The organism is Elusimicrobiota bacterium, from assembly GCA_016788905.1.
Lineage (GTDB): Bacteria > Elusimicrobiota > Elusimicrobia > FEN-1173 > FEN-1173 > JADKHR01.
The window spans coordinates 1-19692 of the sequence record JAEURZ010000017.1 but is presented as its reverse complement, the minus strand read 5'-3'; the positions used below and the strand labels follow the sequence as shown (position 1 = coordinate 19692).

General features: G+C 47.6%; 21 protein-coding genes. 1 reads left to right on the top strand and 20 read right to left on the bottom strand.

The genetic code is table 11. The features are described from left to right. Positions 1–7: 7 nt before the first annotated feature. The 13 genes from JNK54_07930 to JNK54_07870 all read right to left on the bottom strand — a co-directional run bounded on the left by JNK54_07930 (position 8) and on the right by JNK54_07870 (position 10767). On the bottom strand, positions 8–457 hold the full coding sequence (locus JNK54_07930) for an acyl-CoA thioesterase (GenBank protein ID MBL8024189.1): 450 nt from the start codon (positions 455–457) through the stop codon (positions 8–10). Next, a complete protein-coding gene (locus JNK54_07925) occupies positions 454–2004 on the bottom strand; it encodes an aromatic amino acid lyase (GenBank protein ID MBL8024188.1) in 1551 nt (516 codons plus the stop codon). The genes JNK54_07930 and JNK54_07925 overlap by 4 nt, the downstream gene beginning before the upstream one ends. Then, positions 2001–2954 (bottom strand): hypothetical protein, encoded by a 954-nt coding sequence (locus JNK54_07920; protein MBL8024187.1) that lies wholly within the window; start codon positions 2952–2954, stop codon positions 2001–2003. The genes JNK54_07925 and JNK54_07920 overlap by 4 nt, the downstream gene beginning before the upstream one ends. A 24-nt stretch (positions 2955–2978) precedes the next feature. After that, complete coding sequence (locus tag JNK54_07915; GenBank protein ID MBL8024186.1) at positions 2979–3731, bottom strand: glycosyltransferase family 2 protein; 753 nt, start codon at positions 3729–3731, stop codon at positions 2979–2981. Next, positions 3728–5443, bottom strand: a complete 1716-nt coding sequence (locus JNK54_07910; protein ID MBL8024185.1) for an acyl-CoA synthetase — start codon at positions 5441–5443, stop codon at positions 3728–3730. The genes JNK54_07915 and JNK54_07910 overlap by 4 nt, the downstream gene beginning before the upstream one ends. Before the next feature lie 74 nt (positions 5444–5517). Then, positions 5518–5754 carry an acyl carrier protein gene (locus JNK54_07905; protein ID MBL8024184.1) on the bottom strand — a complete coding sequence of 79 codons (237 nt, stop codon included), beginning with the start codon at positions 5752–5754 and terminating at the stop codon, positions 5518–5520. Between the two features lie 14 nt (positions 5755–5768). Next, the gene (locus JNK54_07900) at positions 5769–6056 is read right to left on the bottom strand and encodes an acyl carrier protein (GenBank protein MBL8024183.1); all 288 of its coding nucleotides are present in this window, start codon (positions 6054–6056) and stop codon (positions 5769–5771) included. Continuing rightward, positions 6028–6612, bottom strand: a complete 585-nt coding sequence (locus JNK54_07895) for a 1-acyl-sn-glycerol-3-phosphate acyltransferase (GenBank protein MBL8024182.1) — start codon at positions 6610–6612, stop codon at positions 6028–6030. The genes JNK54_07900 and JNK54_07895 overlap by 29 nt, the downstream gene beginning before the upstream one ends. 209 nt (positions 6613–6821) lie before the next feature. Beyond that, positions 6822–7463 (bottom strand): flagellar biosynthesis protein, encoded by a 642-nt coding sequence (locus JNK54_07890; GenBank protein ID MBL8024181.1) that lies wholly within the window; start codon positions 7461–7463, stop codon positions 6822–6824. A 57-nt stretch (positions 7464–7520) separates the two neighbouring features. Next, positions 7521–7964: a hypothetical protein gene (locus tag JNK54_07885; protein ID MBL8024180.1), complete on the bottom strand. Its 444-nt coding sequence runs from the start codon at positions 7962–7964 to the stop codon at positions 7521–7523. 49 nt (positions 7965–8013) lie between these two features. Beyond that, positions 8014–9309 carry a radical SAM protein gene (locus JNK54_07880; protein ID MBL8024179.1) on the bottom strand — a complete coding sequence of 432 codons (1296 nt, stop codon included), beginning with the start codon at positions 9307–9309 and terminating at the stop codon, positions 8014–8016. Positions 9310–9348: 39 nt separating this feature from the next. After that, positions 9349–9909: a hypothetical protein gene (locus JNK54_07875; GenBank protein MBL8024178.1), complete on the bottom strand. Its 561-nt coding sequence runs from the start codon at positions 9907–9909 to the stop codon at positions 9349–9351. A 306-nt stretch (positions 9910–10215) separates the two neighbouring features. Beyond that, positions 10216–10767 carry a hypothetical protein gene (locus JNK54_07870; protein MBL8024177.1) on the bottom strand — a complete coding sequence of 184 codons (552 nt, stop codon included), beginning with the start codon at positions 10765–10767 and terminating at the stop codon, positions 10216–10218. A gap of 546 nt (positions 10768–11313) precedes the next feature. Here JNK54_07870 and JNK54_07865 point away from each other — a divergent pair. Then, the gene (locus JNK54_07865) at positions 11314–11949 is read left to right on the top strand and encodes a site-2 protease family protein (protein MBL8024176.1); all 636 of its coding nucleotides are present in this window, start codon (positions 11314–11316) and stop codon (positions 11947–11949) included. A 9-nt stretch (positions 11950–11958) separates the two neighbouring features. Here the strand turns inward: JNK54_07865 and JNK54_07860 are convergent, their stop codons facing one another. The 7 genes from JNK54_07860 to JNK54_07830 form a co-directional block, all read right to left on the bottom strand. Continuing rightward, positions 11959–12939 carry an SEC-C domain-containing protein gene (locus tag JNK54_07860; GenBank protein ID MBL8024175.1) on the bottom strand — a complete coding sequence of 327 codons (981 nt, stop codon included), beginning with the start codon at positions 12937–12939 and terminating at the stop codon, positions 11959–11961. A 36-nt stretch (positions 12940–12975) separates the two neighbouring features. Continuing rightward, positions 12976–13419: a hypothetical protein gene (locus JNK54_07855; protein ID MBL8024174.1), complete on the bottom strand. Its 444-nt coding sequence runs from the start codon at positions 13417–13419 to the stop codon at positions 12976–12978. A 284-nt stretch (positions 13420–13703) separates the two neighbouring features. Continuing rightward, on the bottom strand, positions 13704–14714 hold the full coding sequence (locus tag JNK54_07850; protein MBL8024173.1) for a transposase: 1011 nt from the start codon (positions 14712–14714) through the stop codon (positions 13704–13706). 535 nt (positions 14715–15249) lie between these two features. Beyond that, positions 15250–15963, bottom strand: a complete 714-nt coding sequence (locus JNK54_07845; GenBank protein ID MBL8024172.1) for a tetratricopeptide repeat protein — start codon at positions 15961–15963, stop codon at positions 15250–15252. A gap of 64 nt (positions 15964–16027) precedes the next feature. After that, positions 16028–16492: a hypothetical protein gene (locus JNK54_07840; GenBank protein ID MBL8024171.1), complete on the bottom strand. Its 465-nt coding sequence runs from the start codon at positions 16490–16492 to the stop codon at positions 16028–16030. Then, positions 16489–19200, bottom strand: coding sequence for an RES family NAD+ phosphorylase (locus JNK54_07835; protein ID MBL8024170.1), 2712 nt, complete (start codon positions 19198–19200; stop codon positions 16489–16491). The genes JNK54_07840 and JNK54_07835 overlap by 4 nt, the downstream gene beginning before the upstream one ends. A 5-nt stretch (positions 19201–19205) precedes the next feature. Further along, positions 19206–19679 (bottom strand): hypothetical protein, encoded by a 474-nt coding sequence (locus JNK54_07830; protein MBL8024169.1) that lies wholly within the window; start codon positions 19677–19679, stop codon positions 19206–19208. Positions 19680–19692: the final 13 nt, after the last annotated feature.

Sequence of the window (19692 nt, the reverse complement as noted above, 5' to 3'; positions counted from 1 at the left end):
TCGAAGTTTATTGCAACCGTCTCAACAAAACCTGTGGGGTGGTTAAGCGCAGGGTCCCTGTTCGGCGATGAACAGTTGCCTGAATCGTGTACCCCGTGGTTAAGCAGGAACGGGTCATTCGATCTGTAATGGAATAAAGAAACTTCACGCGATGTTCCACCTCGCAAAGAGTCGCCGTGACTTCAAAGGACATGCCGTATCGTAACGGTGCTCCATAACGGCAATGGGATTCAATAATAGGCCAGACATAACCCGAAGATTCCATTTCAGAAATATCGAAACCTCGCCGTTTAAAAAAAGCCGTTCGTGCAATTTCAAAGTATTTATAATAATGGCCGTGCCAAACCACACCCAGACTGTCCACATCATGGAAGGGGACCGTTAATTTAACTTTTTCAGATTGGCGACGTTTGGGTAAGGGATTGTCGGTGGCTTTAGCGGTGAATGTCTTTTTCATAGTTTCCACTGTTTTGATCGGATGGCTTGGATGACGTGAAGGAGGTCCTGATCTAAGGGCCTGTCCTCTTCAAGGAAGGGAATCGACTTTCGAATTTCCCGTAACTGATCGGAGAGTGCTGGGGGAAGATGAGAAACAATGATTTCCCGATGTTTTAAACGAATCTCAACCGCCTGTACCGCACCCAACAATACCGCCGCAGCCACTTGCTCTGTTAATTCCAATACCCGCAGGGCATCACGCGCGGCGATAGTACCCAAACTCACCTTGTCTTGGTTGTGGCATTCGGTGGAACGGGAAAACACACTGGCAGGCATGGTATGTTTAAGGGCTTCTGCTGTCCAGGCGGAAGTCCCAATTTGAACGGCCTTAAACCCATGGTTAATAGCGACTCGATTCGCACTGGCTCCCGACAAATTTGCCGGGAGTCCTCGATTGCTTTTAACATCCACCAGTAGGGCCATTTGCCGGTCCATTAAATCGGCAATATTAGCCACAGCGGTTTTAAGGGAGTCCATAGCAAAGGCGATATGCCCACCGTAAAAATGTCCACCGTGATAAATTCGTTCCATTTCCCCATCCACAAGAGGGTTGTCGTTGGAGCTATTCAGTTCCAATTCAACATGTTGTTTCATCCACGGAAGAGCATCCGAAAGAACTCCAATAATATGGGGTGAACAACGAAGGGCATAGGTATCCTGAAGACGAATCGTGTTAAGATTTTGTTTGTGAGCAAAACCTTTTCCAGCGGTCTCTTTCCAGAGCCGGGCGGCTACACGGACGGGGCCCGGATGCCCCTTCAGCTGGAACAAAGCTTTTTCAAAATGACCGGGGTTCCCATGCAATGCCCATACGCACCAGGCGGATATTCGAGTGGAAAAAAGTTCCAAGTAGGCTGCACGGTCGAGTGCCAAGCAGGCAAGTGCCGTCATAACACTTGTCCCATTCATCAACGCCAATCCCTCTTTGGGATTTAATTTTAAAGGTTTTAATCCACTGAGGCGCAAAGCGCGTGAAGCTCCACACGTTCTTCCACGAAACATAACTTGACCTTCCCCCATCAATGACGCCGCAACATAAGACAACGGTGTCAAATCGCCACTGGCTCCCACCGATCCCTCCTCCGGGATCCGTGGGAGGATTTCCCGATCGATGAAAGCGGAGAGCTGGGCCAAGACATCGATCCTTACCCCGGAGTAGCCGCGCGCAAGCGAAACCAAGCGAACCAAGAGGATCGCTCGTGTTGTTCCTTCATCAAAAAACCGTCCCAATCCACACCGGTGAAATCGGGAGATTTGCTGAGAAAGTTCATGAACCAATGGGGCAGGTACGGTTCGTTCGACGGATGCTCCATATCCTGTGGTGACCCCATAAACCGGGGAACCACTCCTCCATTTTCGGTCCAGAAAAGCCACCCCCGCTTTGATTCGACGCAACGTTTGTGGGGCAAGGGATAAACGAACAGTGGCCTTTCCAGCGGAGACATCAACGATGTTTTGAATTGAAACCGCCGAACCACCCACACGAACAATCGGTTTTTGGATCATGAGGATGTTCTCCAAAAGTCAAAAAAGTTAAACCATTGCGATGGATAACGAACACAGTATTTTTCAAGTTTCTTGGCGTAGGAAGACGCCAATTGATAAATGACCTCGTCTCTTTCTTTCCGGGGTGCGTCTCCCCATCCCACAGGATGCCCTATGGGGTCGACAACCAATTCATATTTCCACCGTGTTTGCCGTAAGCCGGCAATAAAAAGGATAGGACAACCTAATAAAACTGAAAAAAGGAATGGGGCTTCAGGAAAAATTGCCGATTTCCCCAAAAAGGGAATCCGAAGGATCCTGGGGGAACGACGACTTTGATCAGACACAATCCTGTCCGCCATTAATCCAACAAATTCCCCTCGCTCAATGGCTTCTTTTAAAGACAAAACCATTTCCGGCCGTTGTGGGTCATACTCATGAACTCCGTCCAACATGCGGGGGCAGAATCGTTTGAGTACAGAAAAGAAATTTTTGGACCCACGTTGATCAGTGAGAAAATGGACTTTTGTTTCCGGGGGAATAGGCAGGGCGCGCAGAACGTCGCTGTTGCCAAAATGGGCACCAAAAAGAAGAGCTCCCTGAGAAGAGGATACAAGTTGCTCTAAATGTTCTTTGCCCTGGAAGGTATAACCATACCGGGACGTATTTCCTGTCCAAACATCCATTCGATCCAAAGAGGTCTTTGCAAAATCAATAAAATGACGGTGAACATCCGTCCATTTAGGCGCCCTATTCAAATTCTGAAATTCTCTCATTTGTCTAAGAAATTGAAATGAGGCCTGTCGGCTTGATTTGCTGGTGAGAAAGAAGTACGTCACCACAAACCAAAGGATGGATTCCGCGACTGTCCGACCCAATAACCGATAAGCCCATGCGGTCACCAGGATTCCAATCAGAGCGCCACGTTCGCGGTTTTCCCGCCAGGCGGGGGTTGTTGTTGTTTTATTCATTTGAAGATTCCGCTAACGGTCTTCTCATCTGATTTTTCCTGTAACCCACCTTATGATCATGCCAAAGAATAGCTTGGTATGGAGTTTACAAAGGGCCATGTTGTCTCTTACAAGACGAAAATTAGAAATGCCTTTTTCTGGATATTGGACCTTCGTTTTGAAATTGACAACGCGAACACCAGCCCAGTGAAGCCGGACAACAATCTCCGGATCAAAACCCATGCGAAAGTTCAAGTTGACGGATTCTATCAATTGATGAGCAGGCGGAACCGGATAACATCGAAATCCAAAAAGCGCATCGCCAATATCGAAGGATAACGTTTCGATCCAAGTCCAGCTGGTTGTCAAGAGCCGGCCCCAACGCCGGCTACGGGGGGCATCAGTCCCAAATACGGGAACGCCTAGGATAAGCGCGTTGGGGTGAGAAAGCGCTATTTCCATAAGCCGTGGAATCTCCCCCACATCGTGTTGCCCATCGGCATCCAAAAAGATTGCGTTAGAAAATCCTTGACGGAATGCCCACCGTAAACCGACCATCGAGGCCGCCCCTTTCCCGGAATTTGTTGAAATCCTTTCAATCCGAACCCAGGGGCGATTGGAAATGTCATTGGAAAGTGTATCCAACAAGGGGGGATCGTTTCCATCATCAACCAATAAAACAGGAAGTTCAAATAAATCCAGGGAGACTAAGATTTTCCGAAGAGGCTCAGCGTGTCGAAAAACAGGAATCACGACGCAGAATCGAACGACTTCTGATACGCTCTTATGAACGTTCATGACAGGATAAATCGTCCCGAACTAAATACAGTTTCCTCGTGAGTGAACAAGAAATCCATCGCATCCGTATCGGGTGTTGAACAAAGGGTCACTTGAAGTGAAAAATACTGCCCGGGTCTCATGGGTGTTTTGAATTTAACTTGTTCAAGTCGGCCCAGATTAATGTTTTTATCATTCCAGGATTTAATTAAATCGATGGCCCATTGGATTTGAACAATACCAGGAACAATGGGGTATCCCGGAAAATGTCCATCGAAATAACCTAAGTTAGGAGGAACGGAAGCTTTCAAAAGGAGGCCTCTCGAATTAAATTCTTTTTGAATGAGAATTGGCGCCGTTACATTTTTATCGAAAATGGGGAGGAACAACTGGCTTAGTTCATCTAGTGTAACTTTCCCTTGAAAATTCTGAGGAAACTTTTCCACGAATCGAAAAAGACGAGGAATCACTGTCCCTTCAAAATGATCGAGCATATATTTCTTAAAAACCTGGATGAGACGGAACTTCCCGTGCGAGAACAAATGGGTTCTACCTTCATCTGTTAAGATAATGACCGCGGACAATAAACACCTGTTTCTTTCCTGCTGTGGTTTAAGAACAAAAGATTTTATATCCTTGACATAGGGATGCAATGAAAATCGATTTTCAATGTCGTCAAGGGACACACGTTTTTCAGCGATTTTAACGATTCGATCGGCCCGCCCGTCAACCCGAAATTTACCATCCGCAAAAACGACTCCGCGGTCTCCTAAGGTTATCCCAAGATCGCTATTCCCTACAAAAGGAGAGCGCACGTTCAAAAGGTCTCCTTTTGTGTCCTGATGAGAAACGACGACTTGGGGGAATGGATTCCAAAGTTGAGGATCAATCCCTTGTGACTGTTGCCTCCACCCGACGCCCCCCGTTTCTGTTGACCCAAACACTTCAATGGGCAATTGACCCAAAATCGATTGGGTTCGAATGGCGTGAGGTTCAGATAAAGGACCACCAGAAGAAAAGACAGTTGTCACGTTTTTAACTGATGGATCTTGGCCCACCCAGGTTTCAATCCGTTCTAAATGGGATGGAGACGTAATGAGGGCCGAAGCGGGATGGCGAGAAATAATGCTCATTAAGTCTTTCCAGAACAGATGCGTCTGGGTGTCAAAGATTCTTCCGGAACAGATCGGCCAAAGGACCCGAAAAAGGAGCCCATAAATGTGTTGATGAGATACGGTTGAAAAGATAACACTCCGACCCAGCTGGCTCCCAAAGACACTTTCCAAAACATCAATCTCTTTACCCAATTGGTGCAATGTTTTCGAAACAGCGATAGGTTTCCCTGTCGATCCTGACGTAAATATTTCCAACAGCGGGTCACTGGAATTCAACGTTTTCCATGAAAACCCTGTTTTCGTAAACTGAAGAGGAGAAAAAGTTGGCAATGAAAACGGGGGCAAAGATCGGTCCGTCAACATCCCATTTACGTCAGACGCGGTTTCACTTAAAACGCGTGGTTGGTGACTCGGAGGAAGAACGGCGACTCGATCGGTTGACCAGAGGGCCAAGAGGCTAATGAGAAAAGACAATGGGGATTCACAACTCACAAGCCAGCGTCCAGACTCCTGGTTTTGAAGTTCTAGAGCCAGGCCAGAGATGTGACCCGAAATTCCTTTCCATTGAAGCGAGGTCGAGCCATCTAAAGCGACAACAAAGTCGTCTGGTCTACCCAAAGACAATAGTTGATCTAACGGAAGAAAATTACTGGTTGCACCTGGGCGACCCATATCAAATCAACAAACAAAGACTACTTTTTATCCCTGAGACGTCGAGTAACGATATCAATCACGTCTTGTAACGTTCGAATAGATTTTAATTCCATAATATTGAGCTTCAAACCGGTTTCCATTTCGAGACGAACAACCAAATCGATTGCGTCAATGCTGTCCAATCCTAAATCGGCGTAAAGGCGCGATTCGGGTTTGAGAACGTCCGGTTTGATGCCGAACTCGGTAACAAAAACCTGGCGGATTTTATCCCCCACATCTTCATTTATTGTCATGGAAGACTCCGATATTTTTCGGAATCTTGAGAAACAATAAATTTTGCTAAAGTGTTTACTGAAGAAAAATGTTTCCGGTAGTCCATGGATTTTCCTTCAATTTTTACCCCAAATTTTTTACCGATCGCTACCGATAGTTCCAAAGCATCAATGGAGTCTAATCCCAAACCTTCAACAAAGAGTGGTTGGTCACTTTCGATGCTTTCCGGCTTAACATCCTCTAAGTTCAACGTTTTCACGATGAGCTGTTTAAGTTCAGATTCCAAAGCTATTTCGGGTTTCATAATCTACTTTCTCCTGAAAATATTTTTCCACCGCTGCAGTCGTTTTCCGAACAGCAACCGGGACCGGGTCGGACGTTTTATATAAAACAGCAGGATCCACAACTGTTCCGACTGTAATCCCAAGAACCGGTCGCTGCCGCGGGACGGTAAACCATCCATCTTCCTTGGTCAACGCAGATGGAAAGCAATGGATGAATAACGGAACGATGAGGCAATGTGCTCGAACAGCAATATGGGCAAAACCAGCCGTGAAAGAATTAAGACCCCTCCGGGTGGAGCGTGTTCCCTCCGGGAAAATAATAACTTTTCGACCCCGCCGGACTTTATCAATTGCTTCCTGAACAACGGAAGTCCCCCCATCGTTTGGAATATAACCCGCCCACCGCACCACTGCTTTTAAAAACGGATTAAACATCAATTCCTTCTTAATGATGCAATCCGCCTGAGGAAGCCGTGATATCAACAGGACGACATCCAACAAAGTGGGGTGATTCGCCACCAACAAACAACCCTTGGTTTGATCAAGAGCCCCATGATTGTAGAACACAAAACGCATGCCCCCCAGGGCAGAAATCAACCCCAGAAAAAAACGAAAGGCATAATGAATAATCCTTTGAACCCTATCGGCTTGGCAATCCCCTGATGAGGCTGGGAATAACCACAAGAGAGGAAAAACGACACTCCCCAATCCTAAAGATCCAATCCCAAAAACGATAAAAGACAGGACCTGAACCAGGACCCGCCATCCCCGTAAAATGGATGAGATTATTTCTGCCGAACCTTTTGAACGATATCTTCAATGTGCTTGTTCATGGCCGCATTCCAAGTCCGTGTCGTTGCAGACATCCCTTTTACGACACCATTCCCGTGAATATTCTTCCCTTCAGAAAATTCAGGAATATTGCCCGTCACTTTAAGATCGGATTTAAATTCAACACTGACAACAGCAAACCCTGGGGTAAACCAACCCCAAAACTCTTTGATGTCTACAGTAATGGGGATTGCCGCCGAAGCCCCGGGATCGCCAGTTTTTAGGACAGAATAGCCTGACTCTCTAAGCGCCCGGGTCATAATGTCTTTAACCAGTGCTCGAACCGTTGCCCCTTCAGGCAGGAGGATGTCTCCAAGCGCTTGTCCATATCCTCCACGCTTTCGGGCAATGGCTCGGGATTTAATTTCATCGTTGGAATAATCAGATGCATTCATCAGGGAAGGAGTTGAGGCCCTTTTCGGACGATGTTCAAAGACCCGACTATCTGTAACGTCGGCAATGCGAACAGAAATCCCCTTAGCTGGATTTTCAGGGAGTGAAACCTGAACATGTAATGTTCCACGTCCAACAGCACATCCTCCAAGAAAAAAAGCCAATCCAGTAACACTTAATAAATACCCCAAACGAGATCCCATACGTTATCCTTTCAACGAAAATAAATCTATTTTAAATGTTCTTTCTATTTGACCAATTTATTGTATTGGCAAAGGGTTAAGCGCTCTATTGAGATTTTTTTCAATATTTCTTACCCAGGTCAAATAGCGGGAATGAATCGTTTCTCCCCCTTTTTTTCTGTTCGAGTAATTAAGGTTTTCGCTTTCCAAGTGCTTAATTTTAATTTGAGAACCGCTGTAATCCACTTCGATTTTGGCATACAGTGATGTTTTTCGAAGAGAAGCGATTGTAATTCCTGGTGTTTCACTTTCAATAGTCCAACCGATTTTTCGCAAAACAGTCTTCACCGTAGTTTTAACATGATCCATGGACGTAGCATTACTGATTTCAATTTCAGGGGTCAACAGTGGACGATGTTGATAGGCGCACCCCATCAAAAATAATCCCACCATGAGTAAAACAGGAAAAGTTATCTTTTGCATTGAAATTTCCTCCAGAGTATATTTAAACAATGATTCCATTTAAAAGCGATTCCTATCATATAAAAATTCGTAAATATTTCACCCAAATTTATTTCGAAAAACGAATGTATTGCCAGAGGGGGCCTGAAATACCCCTTTTTCTTAAACGTGTAAAGAGGACAGGGTCAAAATGAATTCCCAATTCCGGGACCACCCAGGTTGGATGGTTTTCTGCGGAATTTCGAAGTTCCTTCAAAATTTCTTGGCGTAAAAAGACTTTATCTTTGATCTTATTGGAAGCAACTAAAGCCCCGTCATCACTCCAAATCATGAAAACCGCCGCATAGGGATCCAACCGATCGACAAACCGGAGTGTTTCTCGAACGTCTTCGAGTGTTTCACCTGGAGTGCCTAGAATAAATGTGTGGCAATCTTTTAAACCGCGCTTTTCGCTCAGCGCCTGCATACTCTCAATACGGCTGGTTGTGAATCCTTTTCGTAATCTTTTCAGGATAACATTGGATCCGGAATCGGATCCCACTTCCATCCCAGCGCATCCCGCAGCCACCATGAGATCAGCCAATTCCTCGTCGAAGGTCAACGGGTTGGCATAACATGTCCAAGGCGTTTTTAGGCTTCGCCGAATCATTTCCCGACAAATTTCTTTGGCATGACTTGCTGGAATGTTAAAGACGGAGTCCACAATAAAAAAATGTTTGACCCATGGGTTTGATTCTCGGCTAGAAATCATTTCACTGACCACAGTCGAAGGATCTTTTAACCGATAAGAACGACCTTCAATTAATGGGTAGGTGCAATAATCGCAGGAAAGAGAACATCCCCGCTTCGTTTGAATCGAATCAATTCCGCTCGCGAAATAGCGCTGATCTATTTGGTTGCGCTGGGGATAAGGGACAGAGTTGATATCTACCGGGACCGACGAAGGATGCGTACACTCCAGCCCCTGTTCCGTGAAATGCCAGAGTCCCGGAACATCTTTCTCGGGTCGATCTCCGCGTTCCAAGGAATTAAGCAAAGTGGGAAAAGAGATTTCCCCTTCACCCAAAATTCCGAAATCAGGTTTCAACAACTGCATTAACCTTTCCGGCGCCACACTGAACCCACCCCCTCCAACAACGAGGGGGCAGGTGGTGCAATTCTTTATTGCATTAAAAATGCTTTCATAATATCGTTGGTTACTATTTACCCCCTCCGCCGAATATTCGTTGCTTTGGAGGTTCCGTATTCCCACCGCCACGACATCGGGAGAAAACCCGGATAGTTTCTCCCGAATTTCAGTGACGGGATCTTCGACAAAACACAGATCTACAAATATCTTTTCATGAGAATCTGGGGTTGCGGATATAATAGAAAGCACCCCCAGAGGAACGACCGGGTCGGGCAAATGTTCCCTGTTAGCGGAAACGAAAGCAACCTTCAATTGCTAAAAAGACCGATTTAAAACGAGTGCCATTCCATCGCGATTTGGTCGGACATCAACGGAATACCCTTTGTTCACTCCCTCTCTCGTTAAGCGTCGGGCTTTGGCCCCGCGGAAGACGCCCCAAACGATAAGACCAGCACCGGCAAGAGTGGCAACTCCTCCGATAGCCGTCTTGGTTTCCCCCTTGTCTAACTTATCTTGAGCTTGGGACGTGCTCTCAGAGTTATTACAAATAATCGTTGTACCACTTTTATAGCAACCGGGGATTTCCTCAGCGTCATTGACATCTTTGATTCCACTTGCCATAACGACAACACCCGCAACAGTTGTTCCTACTCCAAAGAACCAAAGAGCATTTCTTTGGCCCTTGACATTATCAAGACGTTCTCGCCAAACAATTTCACCTTGAGTATCTTTCATTGGTGCTATTTTTTGCACGGAATTCTCATATTCAACAACAGGGGTCGAAGCCCCACCACCCTCCGCCCCAAATACAGTCGACCCAACTCCGCCATTCAAAAAAACAATAATACTCAAAACTCCACCGAATACCTTTCTCATATTGCCCCCTTCCTGCATGTGTAATGCGTCATCAAAGATCTACCCTCTCCAACCAATGCTTAACCCCAAACTGAATAGAAAAAGAGTTTTATCATTTCCCCCCTGACCGAAAAAGGCCTTTCCTCCAATGTTCCCGCGAACCACTCGGCCTCCGAAATCCAGACCAAAATCAAGGGCAGGTCGAACTGATGTTTGAACATCATCAGCGGACTGTCCGGTAGACACATCGTCAAAACCATGATATGCCAAGGCTCCTCCGATGTACGGCCAAGCGCCAGTCGAAAAGTTCCGGCCATAGGCCCTGAACTATACGGGGGCCCAGTAATATCCTTCAGCGGTGTCTTGGGTGGTAAAACTGGAATATCCGTAGTAACTGGAGTAAATACGGGTAGTCTGTATTTCTTTTGAAAACCCGTAGACACTCAAGGGCGTAACCCTTACACCCAACCCATTCTGACCAATAAATTCATAGGCACAGATCTCGACTCCACCGGATTCACCGCCCGCTCCAATAAAAACGGAAAGAGGTGTGATTCGATGAATGGAACGCCGACTTCTATCACCAGGTTTCTCCGTTGCTACCGGGACTGGGCGTTGGTCCGACAAGACCACCACCCTTTCAACATCAGAATAAGAGATGACCTTTTCTTCTTTCCCGTTCATAAATACAGCAGCATTTTGGTCAGATGATTTGATGACACCCTGAAGTTGAGCCCCGGATTTCATGTAAAATTTAACTTTTTTTCCGACAGGCATTTCCTCCGTTCTACCCGCAGAGACAAAAAAGAGGGTCAAAAATAAAGCGGCACACAAAACAAATGCTTTTGAATTTCGATTGAAATACAATACCTTTTTCATGTTAATCCTCTCATTTGACAATTAATATTTACGGTTATGCCCCACAAAGGATACTGATTCATCACCGCAGAGATGAATCAAACGAGAAAGAATTTCGTGTGAGCTGGAATTCGAGACGGCGATGAAAGGCAAGGGTTACAAGCAATGCCACCACGAAATCGCTGTTATTCTATCAGAGTTGCGAAATAAGTCAATCTTATTTTTTATATCATATAAATACTATGCAATTCACAACCCTCTCGTTTATGACACCTGACTCTTGCCAAAGTGAGATCACCTAAACATTCTTCATAAAAGGAGTATTGCCGTTTTTCCCTGGTGAGATTCTATTTCCCTTCACGCAACAATGTCCTATGATCCCCGTTGAAGCGCGACGATAATTCCATGGAATGATAGTCCCCATGGCATTCTTTTTGTTGAAAAATGCGCCCAAGAAATGAACACCTTGAATCTTTGATCCCGTGAATTTTTTATTTCAGGGCTGATCGCTCAGAACCAGGAAGCGGTATAGTTATTATTCCGGTTTAGACCGGGGAGGATTCTCATATGGGATTGATCTCGTTATTGACCAGAGACCCTTTGGCGTTTGTGGTGTTGGCGGTTTTACTTCTCTATTCCATTATTGCCCACGAAGTGGCCCACGGATGGGTGGCGAAACTCTTCGGCGACACTCTGGCGGAGGAGGAGGGTCGTTTAACGGCGAACCCCATGCCTCACATTGATCCGATTGGGCTCCTCATGCTTTTTGTGGCGGGGTTTGGTTGGGCACGCCCCGTGCCGATCAACTACGGTTACCTGCGCCGAACCCGGTTCGGCCTGATTGCCGTGTCCTTGGCGGGGGTCACGGCCAATTTCATCATCGCCTTTGCCGCCGCCCTCCTGCTCGAGTTCTCAATGATTCGAGGGATCCCCCCCATCGCCCTGGCCCTTACCGTGGCCGTTAAAATCAACGTTATTTTGGCCGCCTTCAATTTGATCCCCATTCCCCCCCTGGATGGATCTAAGGTCTTGGCTGAATTTCTCCCCATTGAAGCCCGGGTGAAATTCTTTCAGTTCGAACGTTACGGTTTTTTTGTCTTGATTCTCCTCATCTTCACGGGCCTTTTAAACCCCGTCATCAATGTGATGCAAGGAGCCGTTTACGGATTATTGGGCCTAATCCTGTCCCCGTTTCATTTTTGATTAGGAATTTCACACCCCGCAACATTTCTTTTGTTTGCGTCCGGACCCGCACAAACAAGGATCGTTCCGATTTAATCGGCCAGCACCTTTTTTTTGGCGAAATATCTCTTCTTGGCCTTCCAGCCACTCGAGCGCACCATTGACTTTGTTCCATAGCGAAAGAAATTTTACCCCATAGGCCTGGGCTTCGGAATCCCCACCCAATTGGATTTGATCTGGAATATCGGCCGGAAGATCTTTTCGTCCCAACAAGTAGTCCGCCACCCGAGGATTGTGATTGATAGCGAAATGAAGCTGTTCTTTGGATCTTAAGGAATCCCCTTCTTTTTGGAATGACAAAAGAGGGATGGTAAAAACCCAATTTGCCTCACAATCATTGGGGTATCTATTTAATAGGGCCACCATGGCATCAAATTCCAATCGGTCCCCATGACGGGCCAATAATTCATAACGGATCCCTTGGTTATCGCCCGGATTTAAGTCCAACATTTCGTAATAAATTGCGAAGCCTTGGTCGGGATCCCCAATTTCAAAATACGTTTTAGCTTTTCCGGCCAGTGACCGCATGTAGGGCCGGGTTTCGTGCATTCCCCAAAAACGTCCTTTGTTTTCTCGAAAATTCTTTTCTCCCAAAACACGTTTCCCAGCCGCGACCCCTTCTTGATAGAGGTCAAGAGCTTCTTTCGGGGAGGAGGCTGATTCTTCCGCCAAAAGATTATAGGCGTCCGAACAATCAGGAGATATTTCGAGAGCTTTATTCGCCAACGCCAGGCGTTTTTTTGATTCCGCTTCTTCCCAGGCGTCGTAAATAAGAAATTGAGCTTCGTCTAAAGGGGTTTTCCCTTCATTCCCACCCAAGTCGTCTAAGTTTTTTCCAATGAGGGTGTTAAGATATTTCTTCATTTCCGTTTCAGAAGAAAAATCTTTCTGAGCGAGGTGATGAAACAATTTCTCATTTGGAGCCTTTCCGCTCGAACGCACTATCTTCATGAAGAATGATCTCCTTTTCGATCCGTATAAAAAGCCCTAAGGTTTAGCGATTGTTAACCGTTCAATTCCGTGTTGAGAAAACTCTTGATTATAATATTCTTCTTTTTTATCAAGAGCATCAAACCGTTTTTCTAAATTGGCGTCTCCCTCACTCAAACACTCTCCCCCCTGTTTTATGTCCCTTTCGGCCATTCGATTCGTTAGCTCTTCCCAAAACAGGTCACTTTCGAACTCCCGAATAACGGGCTCACACTTTTCATCCAGTTCAGGCGAAGGGAAAAAGGTTTTCAATTCAGAATCGTAATCCACCAAATCCCCACACCTCGCCGCGGCCGCCCGCCCAAGAATCTTTTGGTCGAGCGAATGATACGGGCTCGTTTCATGGGCATCCGCTTTTAACGACGTGGCCACCCAATCCGCCACATACACCACCTCGCAGAGTTTCCGATACTCTTCTTCCGTGAATTCCATCTGAATCATTGTCTTTCCTCCATTTTAAAACGAAGTGGCACTATTTTACTTAATGGCTCAATCTTTTGTTTGATGAAATTAGCCGCGGTTTTCACGCAAGCTATTTTCCCCCATGAAGGAAATCTTGCATCCAGGATTTTGTGGGATTTTTAGCGGGACCCTGATGGGGAACAAAGAAGAGTTCCCTCTCTCGCTCGCGGGAGAGGATGGGGTCACAAGGGAAAGCGAGGGTGCTGTACCCCAAAGGGACCGGCCCTGAAGGGAGCATAAACCTCATAACGGGACGTCTTTAACTAATTAACTTTAGGTTGTTCTTTAAGGCCACTTGTTTCCCAAAGCAAAGCCCCACGCGCCCGGGCTTTGCTAGCAGCGGGGTCTGACATTTGGGTCAGTTTGGCCATTTCGCGTGAGGCCATTCCTAAATATTCAACTCCCAGATAAATTAACAAAGCCTTTCCCCGTGAGACGGCGTCCTGACGCCCTCGCTCAAACAGGCTTGTGGCATTAATGCCTTCTTCGCTTGCCACCCTTTCCGCCAACGTTTCTATAGTAAGGTCCTGTCGCCGGTATTCCGCCCGGCGCCTGTCGTCTCCCTCAACCCCCTTAAGAACGGTTTCCACAAACCCACCGCTTCCCAAAACGCGCTCATCGTAGGCTTCCCTCTCAGATCGAGACCGTCCCAGTAGACCCGCCAATCCCCCCGCACTTCTTAGTAACCCTCCCCCCATTAATTCCGGGCGCCTCCCGGCCTTGATCCCATCCTCAACAAAACGTTCATAAAGTTTTTTAGCTGGGGAATCTTTCATTGAAAAACGGTGAAGGACCTCATTTATTTCCTGCCATTTTCTCTTGTGCGTTCCCATAAGTCCCGAATGGCCACTGTAAGGGTAGGATTTTAACTCTTCCATGTTTCGAACGATTTTTGCCCGGATGGGGTTTAGGTGGATGTATCGGACCAACTCAAGGAGGTATGTTTCCTCTTCACAGACAATGGACTTGTAACGATTCTGAAAAAGGTGCCCAGCGCGCCCATGTCTGTGGTTAAATGCAACCGCATACCCCGTCATCACCCGTTGCATGAGCGCACTAATCCCCCGAGTCCCAGCCCGAAAAAGCAAGTGAAAGTGATTTGGCATCAGAGCCCAGCCCAATAATTGCCCAGGGCATTGTTCCAGCCCCTTCTCCAACCGTTCTAAAAAATCATCGTAGTCGATTTTATCTGAGAAAATTGGCCTGCGTTCGATGCCTCGCGCCATGATGTGATACAGAAGGCCTGGGATATTAACACGGGATTGTCGGGGCATGCCCCTAAGATACTAATCGCGAATCCGACAGTCAATAGTTAATTAGTTAAAGACGTCCCGGTTTACAGGCTTCCCCCCACCCTGACCCCCTTGACTGGTGTCGCAAGTAACGCGCCAACACGCACCGCAACTCCACCTTGGGTCTTTTGATCGCTCGCAATTGACCCACCAAAAAACGAATCAATATCCTCAGTGTCCGCGGCAATAACTTTATCCCAATGTTCCTCAGCCTTCTTAAACGCATCCGAATATGTGAAGAATTCTACTTGGCCGAATTACGTGACCATTTTGTCTTCCGCACGAACACCCATTGCAATACAACTTGCTACAACTGCACCGGACAACAATTTCCATCGTTTCATTTTATACACCTCTCCTCTTTTTTGACTGCTTTATTGTGGGGTAGACTTAAGCCCCCAAACTCGACGGATTCCAACGCCACCAAATGCTCGTAGGCGGTTTTGCTTAAAATCTTTTCATCGTTTCCGTCCGGCAGAACGCCCCCTTTAGCGCAATCAACCGCGAAAGATTTAGGTTATTTCTTTAAAGCCTCTATTCTTTCCCTAGCCTTTGACAATTCAACACCCTTTAGACCGTATTCGATTGCCCTTTGCCAGTGCTCGACTGCCTTTGCTGTGTCCATTTGTTCCTCTGCGATCTGTGCAAGGAAGAAGTGGGTCCCAGGATTCTTTGGGTCAATCGATAAAGACTTGGTTAAATGATTTTTAGCTTGCTCCCATTTTCCTTCAAGGAAATAGAGGTTCCCCAGATTATTAAGAGCGAATTCGTAATCGGGTTCAATCTCCAAAGCCTTCTTCAGGTGGACCTCCGCCTTACTCCGATCCATTTTGGCCATATAGACCCGACCCATGTTGTTATGGCCTACGGCATTGTTTGGGTCGATTTCCAAGACCTTCTGAACCTCACGAAATGCCCCGTCGTAATTCCCTTGTTCAAAATATGCCGCCGTCAAATCATGACGTGCTCGCATAAAGGTGGGATCCAATTCGATCGTTTTCTTATATTCACCGATTTCCGCTTCCAAGGGCTGGCCCTGTTGCATGTAGGCCTTTGCCAAATAGTAATGGGCCTTAGCGGAATTTGGATTAAGGCTTAATGCGCCTCCGATCTTTCGCAGAGCATCGTCGGTTTTACCTGCCTGAAGATACCGAACTGCCATTACCAAATTGACCTCTGCTCGGCTCTCTGGACTAAAATAGTTCGCTATCCATTTACGATTTACCCACATCAAGGCAAATAGCAGGATCAGAATTCCGGATAGGATGATTAAAATCTATTTCATCGTTGGCCCCTTATTCCCCATTTACCGGGCTGACATATGCCGGATTAAAGTGGGGGATATCGCCTCGGTCCGTTAACCCGGTCGGATCTACTTCCTTCCCCTGCAAAGGCCCCGTGCTCACCACAACTGCCTTATAACCCACATAATCATTTTCAAAAGATTGAACCCGAACAGCACGGGTGATCTTAAAAACCGACCCTTGGGGCAAACTTCCGACGACAAAAACCCCTCCTTCATCATAGGGAAATACATTCGGGAGAGTTGCCGGTATCCCAGGCGAACCAGGGATATTGACACGCAATTGATCGTCACCTTTGGCAGTCTTAAAAACTGCCAACTCCACCTTTACTTCAAAAGCTCGATTCATCATTAATACGTAAGCGGGGTCTCCACTCACATCTGTAAACTTATGTGACGAACACGCAGAGAGAATCCCTAACGCTAAAGCGGCTACCTTTAAGGATGTGTATTTCACGGATAGATTTCCTTTGCCCATCGTTTAACTTCCTGCTTATAGAACTGATCAAACCCGTGCCGATTCCCTGGAACGTTCCGATCAATGTTTGTCCAATCTGTAAATATTTTCCGGGACCATTCTGTCGGAATCAACCAATTCGATGCTCTCGCAGTGTTTCCAAGAAGTGGGACAATATCCCCCGCATTGCGTACGTTCTTAGCATCGGCTAATCCTTCTTGTTTGGCGCTGATATACTTTTCTGAACCTAAACCCAAATAGTGAATTCTAGCCTTCTCCGATGACCCCAACAGGTCTAGTGCAGCGTCGAAAATGGCACTGCCTTGGCTATGGGCCACCACAAAAACTTCCCCCTTCTCTTTGATCCCTTGGCGGATTGCTATAGCGGCCTGAACAGCAGGAGCATCAATCGCACCGAAAAATTCATGGAATGCAACTTGATGTGCATCCTGGAGACCCTTGGTATGTGACTGATTGAAAATCATGGCAGATGATCTGACCCCAAACATTTCGTTAACAGCACCGTTCAGGTTTGATGCATCATCGAAACTATTAAGGATCCCATTGATTGTTACGACGGCAGGCCCCCTTGCATCAAAAGTGAAGGAAAGTGGCTTATCCCAAATATCTCCACTGAATACGCTGGCCACTATACCAATAGCAACCTTGTTTGCCGTCACAGGATCAGCGCGGGTCATTTCGTTAAAGGAAGCCGAAACGTTCCTGGCGAAAGGCTCCGCAACTATGCTCGCCTTCTCCTTCGACCAGTTTCCCCCGCCCCGAACCTTATCAGCCGAATAAACCCCGATATCTTTCACCACTCCAACAGTGGCACCCGCTATCGTGGAGACATCTTCCCCGTAATGCATAACAGACGTGTAGATGTTGGCCGTGGTATTCAGACTAATATTTTTCGTCCACTGCCACCCGGCATTTAGAATGCTGGCGCTGGCTCCACTTAAATCACTTACAGCTTTCCCTGTATTCCTCAACCCTTCATTACCCTTATAGAGTGAATCCGCTGTGTCATTTCGGAACCAATCACCCTTTTGACCGTCATACATCAAGCTAACCGGACTGTCGCCAGTTAGCCCTTGTGTCAAACCATATTCAAAGTTCCAAACTTTCAATTTAACATCCTCGGCTTTGTCCCCAACCTTTTGCGCCACGTCGACGACTTTTTCTTTTGTGTCCACCATCGCGCCGACGGTGTCTTGGCAAAACGCTACGGTTTCATCTTTTACGAAACCTATCACCGTTTTCAGATCTTCTTTATACGAGCTAACCGTTTCCTTGATCCGCGCCAAGAATCCTTTCTTTTCCGGTGTTTCGGCCGTTAGTGTGGTGTCTAACGGTTTGGTTTCAATGGGTGCGGCGGATTTGACTGTGGCCGCCACATCACTCTCCACTACGCTTGCGGGTGCGACGCTTGCCGTCGGGTTCACGGCTGGTGTCCCCACCAGAGTCTCAGCGGGTTGGACATTGGCCGACGCCGCCGTAATCGCTTTTCGTTCCACCTTCGACGCCACATTCAAAATGGGCAAGGGGGTTAGATCGGCTTTAACTTGTTCATTGGCCCCGTCCAGACGGGAAACCGCTGACCTCCGTTCAGGTTGGGGGCGGATGGCCTCCCATAGCGCCTGCGATATTTTCCCCACGTCACCCACCATGTCCCCACCCCAGTGCCATACGCCAATCGCCGCGTTTTGGCCCATGGCCCCAACTTCGCGGCCAAAGTTCAAGGTTTTTTCCGTCGCGGTTTCCCAATCCACTCCTTTTAGCCGGTCGATCATAGGACCGATGCCCAACGTTCCCATCGTTCGCGCCGTGCGCTCCGCGGCGGTCGTCCCGTTGTTGTTTTCTCCCGTCGCCGCGTGCGCACCACCCGCCATCCCGCCCACCAGCAATCCGCCCCCCATCGCCATCACAATCGATTTGGCCGTCCCCGCATTAGTCGGCCCCAGCCGGGCTGTCCGGACCACCGCCTCGGCCTGCTGCGCCGCTGTCACAGCCATAACGCCGGGCCGGGTTGTTACTTCTTTTACCAAGTTCTCGAAATTGTCGATCACAACCCAATTCGTCTTGCCGTCTTTTACGCTCGGCACCTTCACCGTGTCATAGCCCATCGCTCGCGCCTTTTGCACAATGCTTTGACTCACCGGATACGCCTTTGCCTTATCGCCGGCACTCGCGATGACGTCGTATTTAAATGTTTGCGCAACATCAGGGTTGGTCAAATCCAATACCCGCGCTTCTTTGATATTCAAACGATAGACGTTAAAGTGCGTGCTCCCCTTCCCGACCTCTAAAATCCCTGTCACAGGATCTTCCGCTCCATAGAGCCCAGCGTAGAATCGATTGTTTTCCGCATTCTTCCAAAGTTTCGCGCGGTTAACCGCGCGGTAGTTGTTGGCGTCGTCCAACGACCTGCGCGCGCTGTAAATAAGGATCTCCCCCGCCTCTTCCCCCAGTTCCGCGGTTGAAGATTTAACCGCCCCTTTCGCCGGCTTTAATACGCCGCTGTGCGCCATGAAGGGATCAAGGCTCGCCTTATTCCCATACGAAACCCCCGCGGCCTTGACTTCTTGCCGTAATGCAGGCAAAACTTCCCCTAACGCGATCCCTTCTTTCCCGAAATCCACCGACACCTCCACACGCACCGCCCCCGCGGCTTCAAGATTCGCCACAACCCGCGTGCGGGTTTCCACATACGCTAACTCTCGCTCCCGCCAGCTGAGCTTTGTTCGAGCGCTTCGAGCTCCGCGACCAGCTTCTTGTGCTCCGCTGATAACATCTGCTTTTCCTGCTCGTAGCTCGGCGAGCTCTTGTCTAAGCACGCCGTTCGTGTCTCCAACGCTTTGAATCTTGCTATCAAGGAGTCGGCTTGCTTGGCTCTCAAGTCGGCTTGTCTTCCGGATTCTTGCAGCTCTTTCGACATCTGGGCTAACCTCTTGTCCTGGGCGTCCAGCCGCGCTATCGCGCTGTCCAGATATTCGATGTCCTTCTTTTCGATTTCCGCTATCTGGTCGTAAACCTCCGCTGTCTTTTTCCACAGATCTCCCGCTTCCTTCAAGTCCTCCCGCGTTTGCCGGACCAACTTTTCCTTTTTCGAGCGCGACAAACCCGTCTCCTTTCCGCTCGAATCCGGCTCCTCCCATGATTTCTTCGATTCGTCCTTTGTACTCATCAGCGCTCATGCC

Coding starts and splice junctions, on each gene's coding strand:
- JNK54_07860 (MBL8024175.1), bottom strand. CDS start 12,939: ATGAAGATAGTGCGTTCGAGCGGAAAGGCTCCAAATGAGAAATTGTTT.
- JNK54_07830 (MBL8024169.1), bottom strand. CDS start 19,679: ATGAGTACAAAGGACGAATCGAAGAAATCATGGGAGGAGCCGGATTCG.
- JNK54_07930 (MBL8024189.1), bottom strand. CDS start 457: ATGAAAAAGACATTCACCGCTAAAGCCACCGACAATCCCTTACCCAAA.
- JNK54_07870 (MBL8024177.1), bottom strand. CDS start 10,767: ATGAAAAAGGTATTGTATTTCAATCGAAATTCAAAAGCATTTGTTTTG.
- JNK54_07890 (MBL8024181.1), bottom strand. CDS start 7,463: ATGGGATCTCGTTTGGGGTATTTATTAAGTGTTACTGGATTGGCTTTT.
- JNK54_07895 (MBL8024182.1), bottom strand. CDS start 6,612: ATGCGTTTTGTGTTCTACAATCATGGGGCTCTTGATCAAACCAAGGGT.
- JNK54_07915 (MBL8024186.1), bottom strand. CDS start 3,731: ATGAACGTTCATAAGAGCGTATCAGAAGTCGTTCGATTCTGCGTCGTG.
- JNK54_07865 (MBL8024176.1), top strand. CDS start 11,314: ATGGGATTGATCTCGTTATTGACCAGAGACCCTTTGGCGTTTGTGGTG.
- JNK54_07900 (MBL8024183.1), bottom strand. CDS start 6,056: ATGAAACCCGAAATAGCTTTGGAATCTGAACTTAAACAGCTCATCGTG.
- JNK54_07885 (MBL8024180.1), bottom strand. CDS start 7,964: ATGGAATCATTGTTTAAATATACTCTGGAGGAAATTTCAATGCAAAAG.
- JNK54_07855 (MBL8024174.1), bottom strand. CDS start 13,419: ATGATTCAGATGGAATTCACGGAAGAAGAGTATCGGAAACTCTGCGAG.
- JNK54_07875 (MBL8024178.1), bottom strand. CDS start 9,909: ATGAGAAAGGTATTCGGTGGAGTTTTGAGTATTATTGTTTTTTTGAAT.
- JNK54_07920 (MBL8024187.1), bottom strand. CDS start 2,954: ATGAATAAAACAACAACAACCCCCGCCTGGCGGGAAAACCGCGAACGT.
- JNK54_07850 (MBL8024173.1), bottom strand. CDS start 14,714: ATGCCCCGACAATCCCGTGTTAATATCCCAGGCCTTCTGTATCACATC.
- JNK54_07845 (MBL8024172.1), bottom strand. CDS start 15,963: ATGTGGGTAAATCGTAAATGGATAGCGAACTATTTTAGTCCAGAGAGC.
- JNK54_07925 (MBL8024188.1), bottom strand. CDS start 2,004: ATGATCCAAAAACCGATTGTTCGTGTGGGTGGTTCGGCGGTTTCAATT.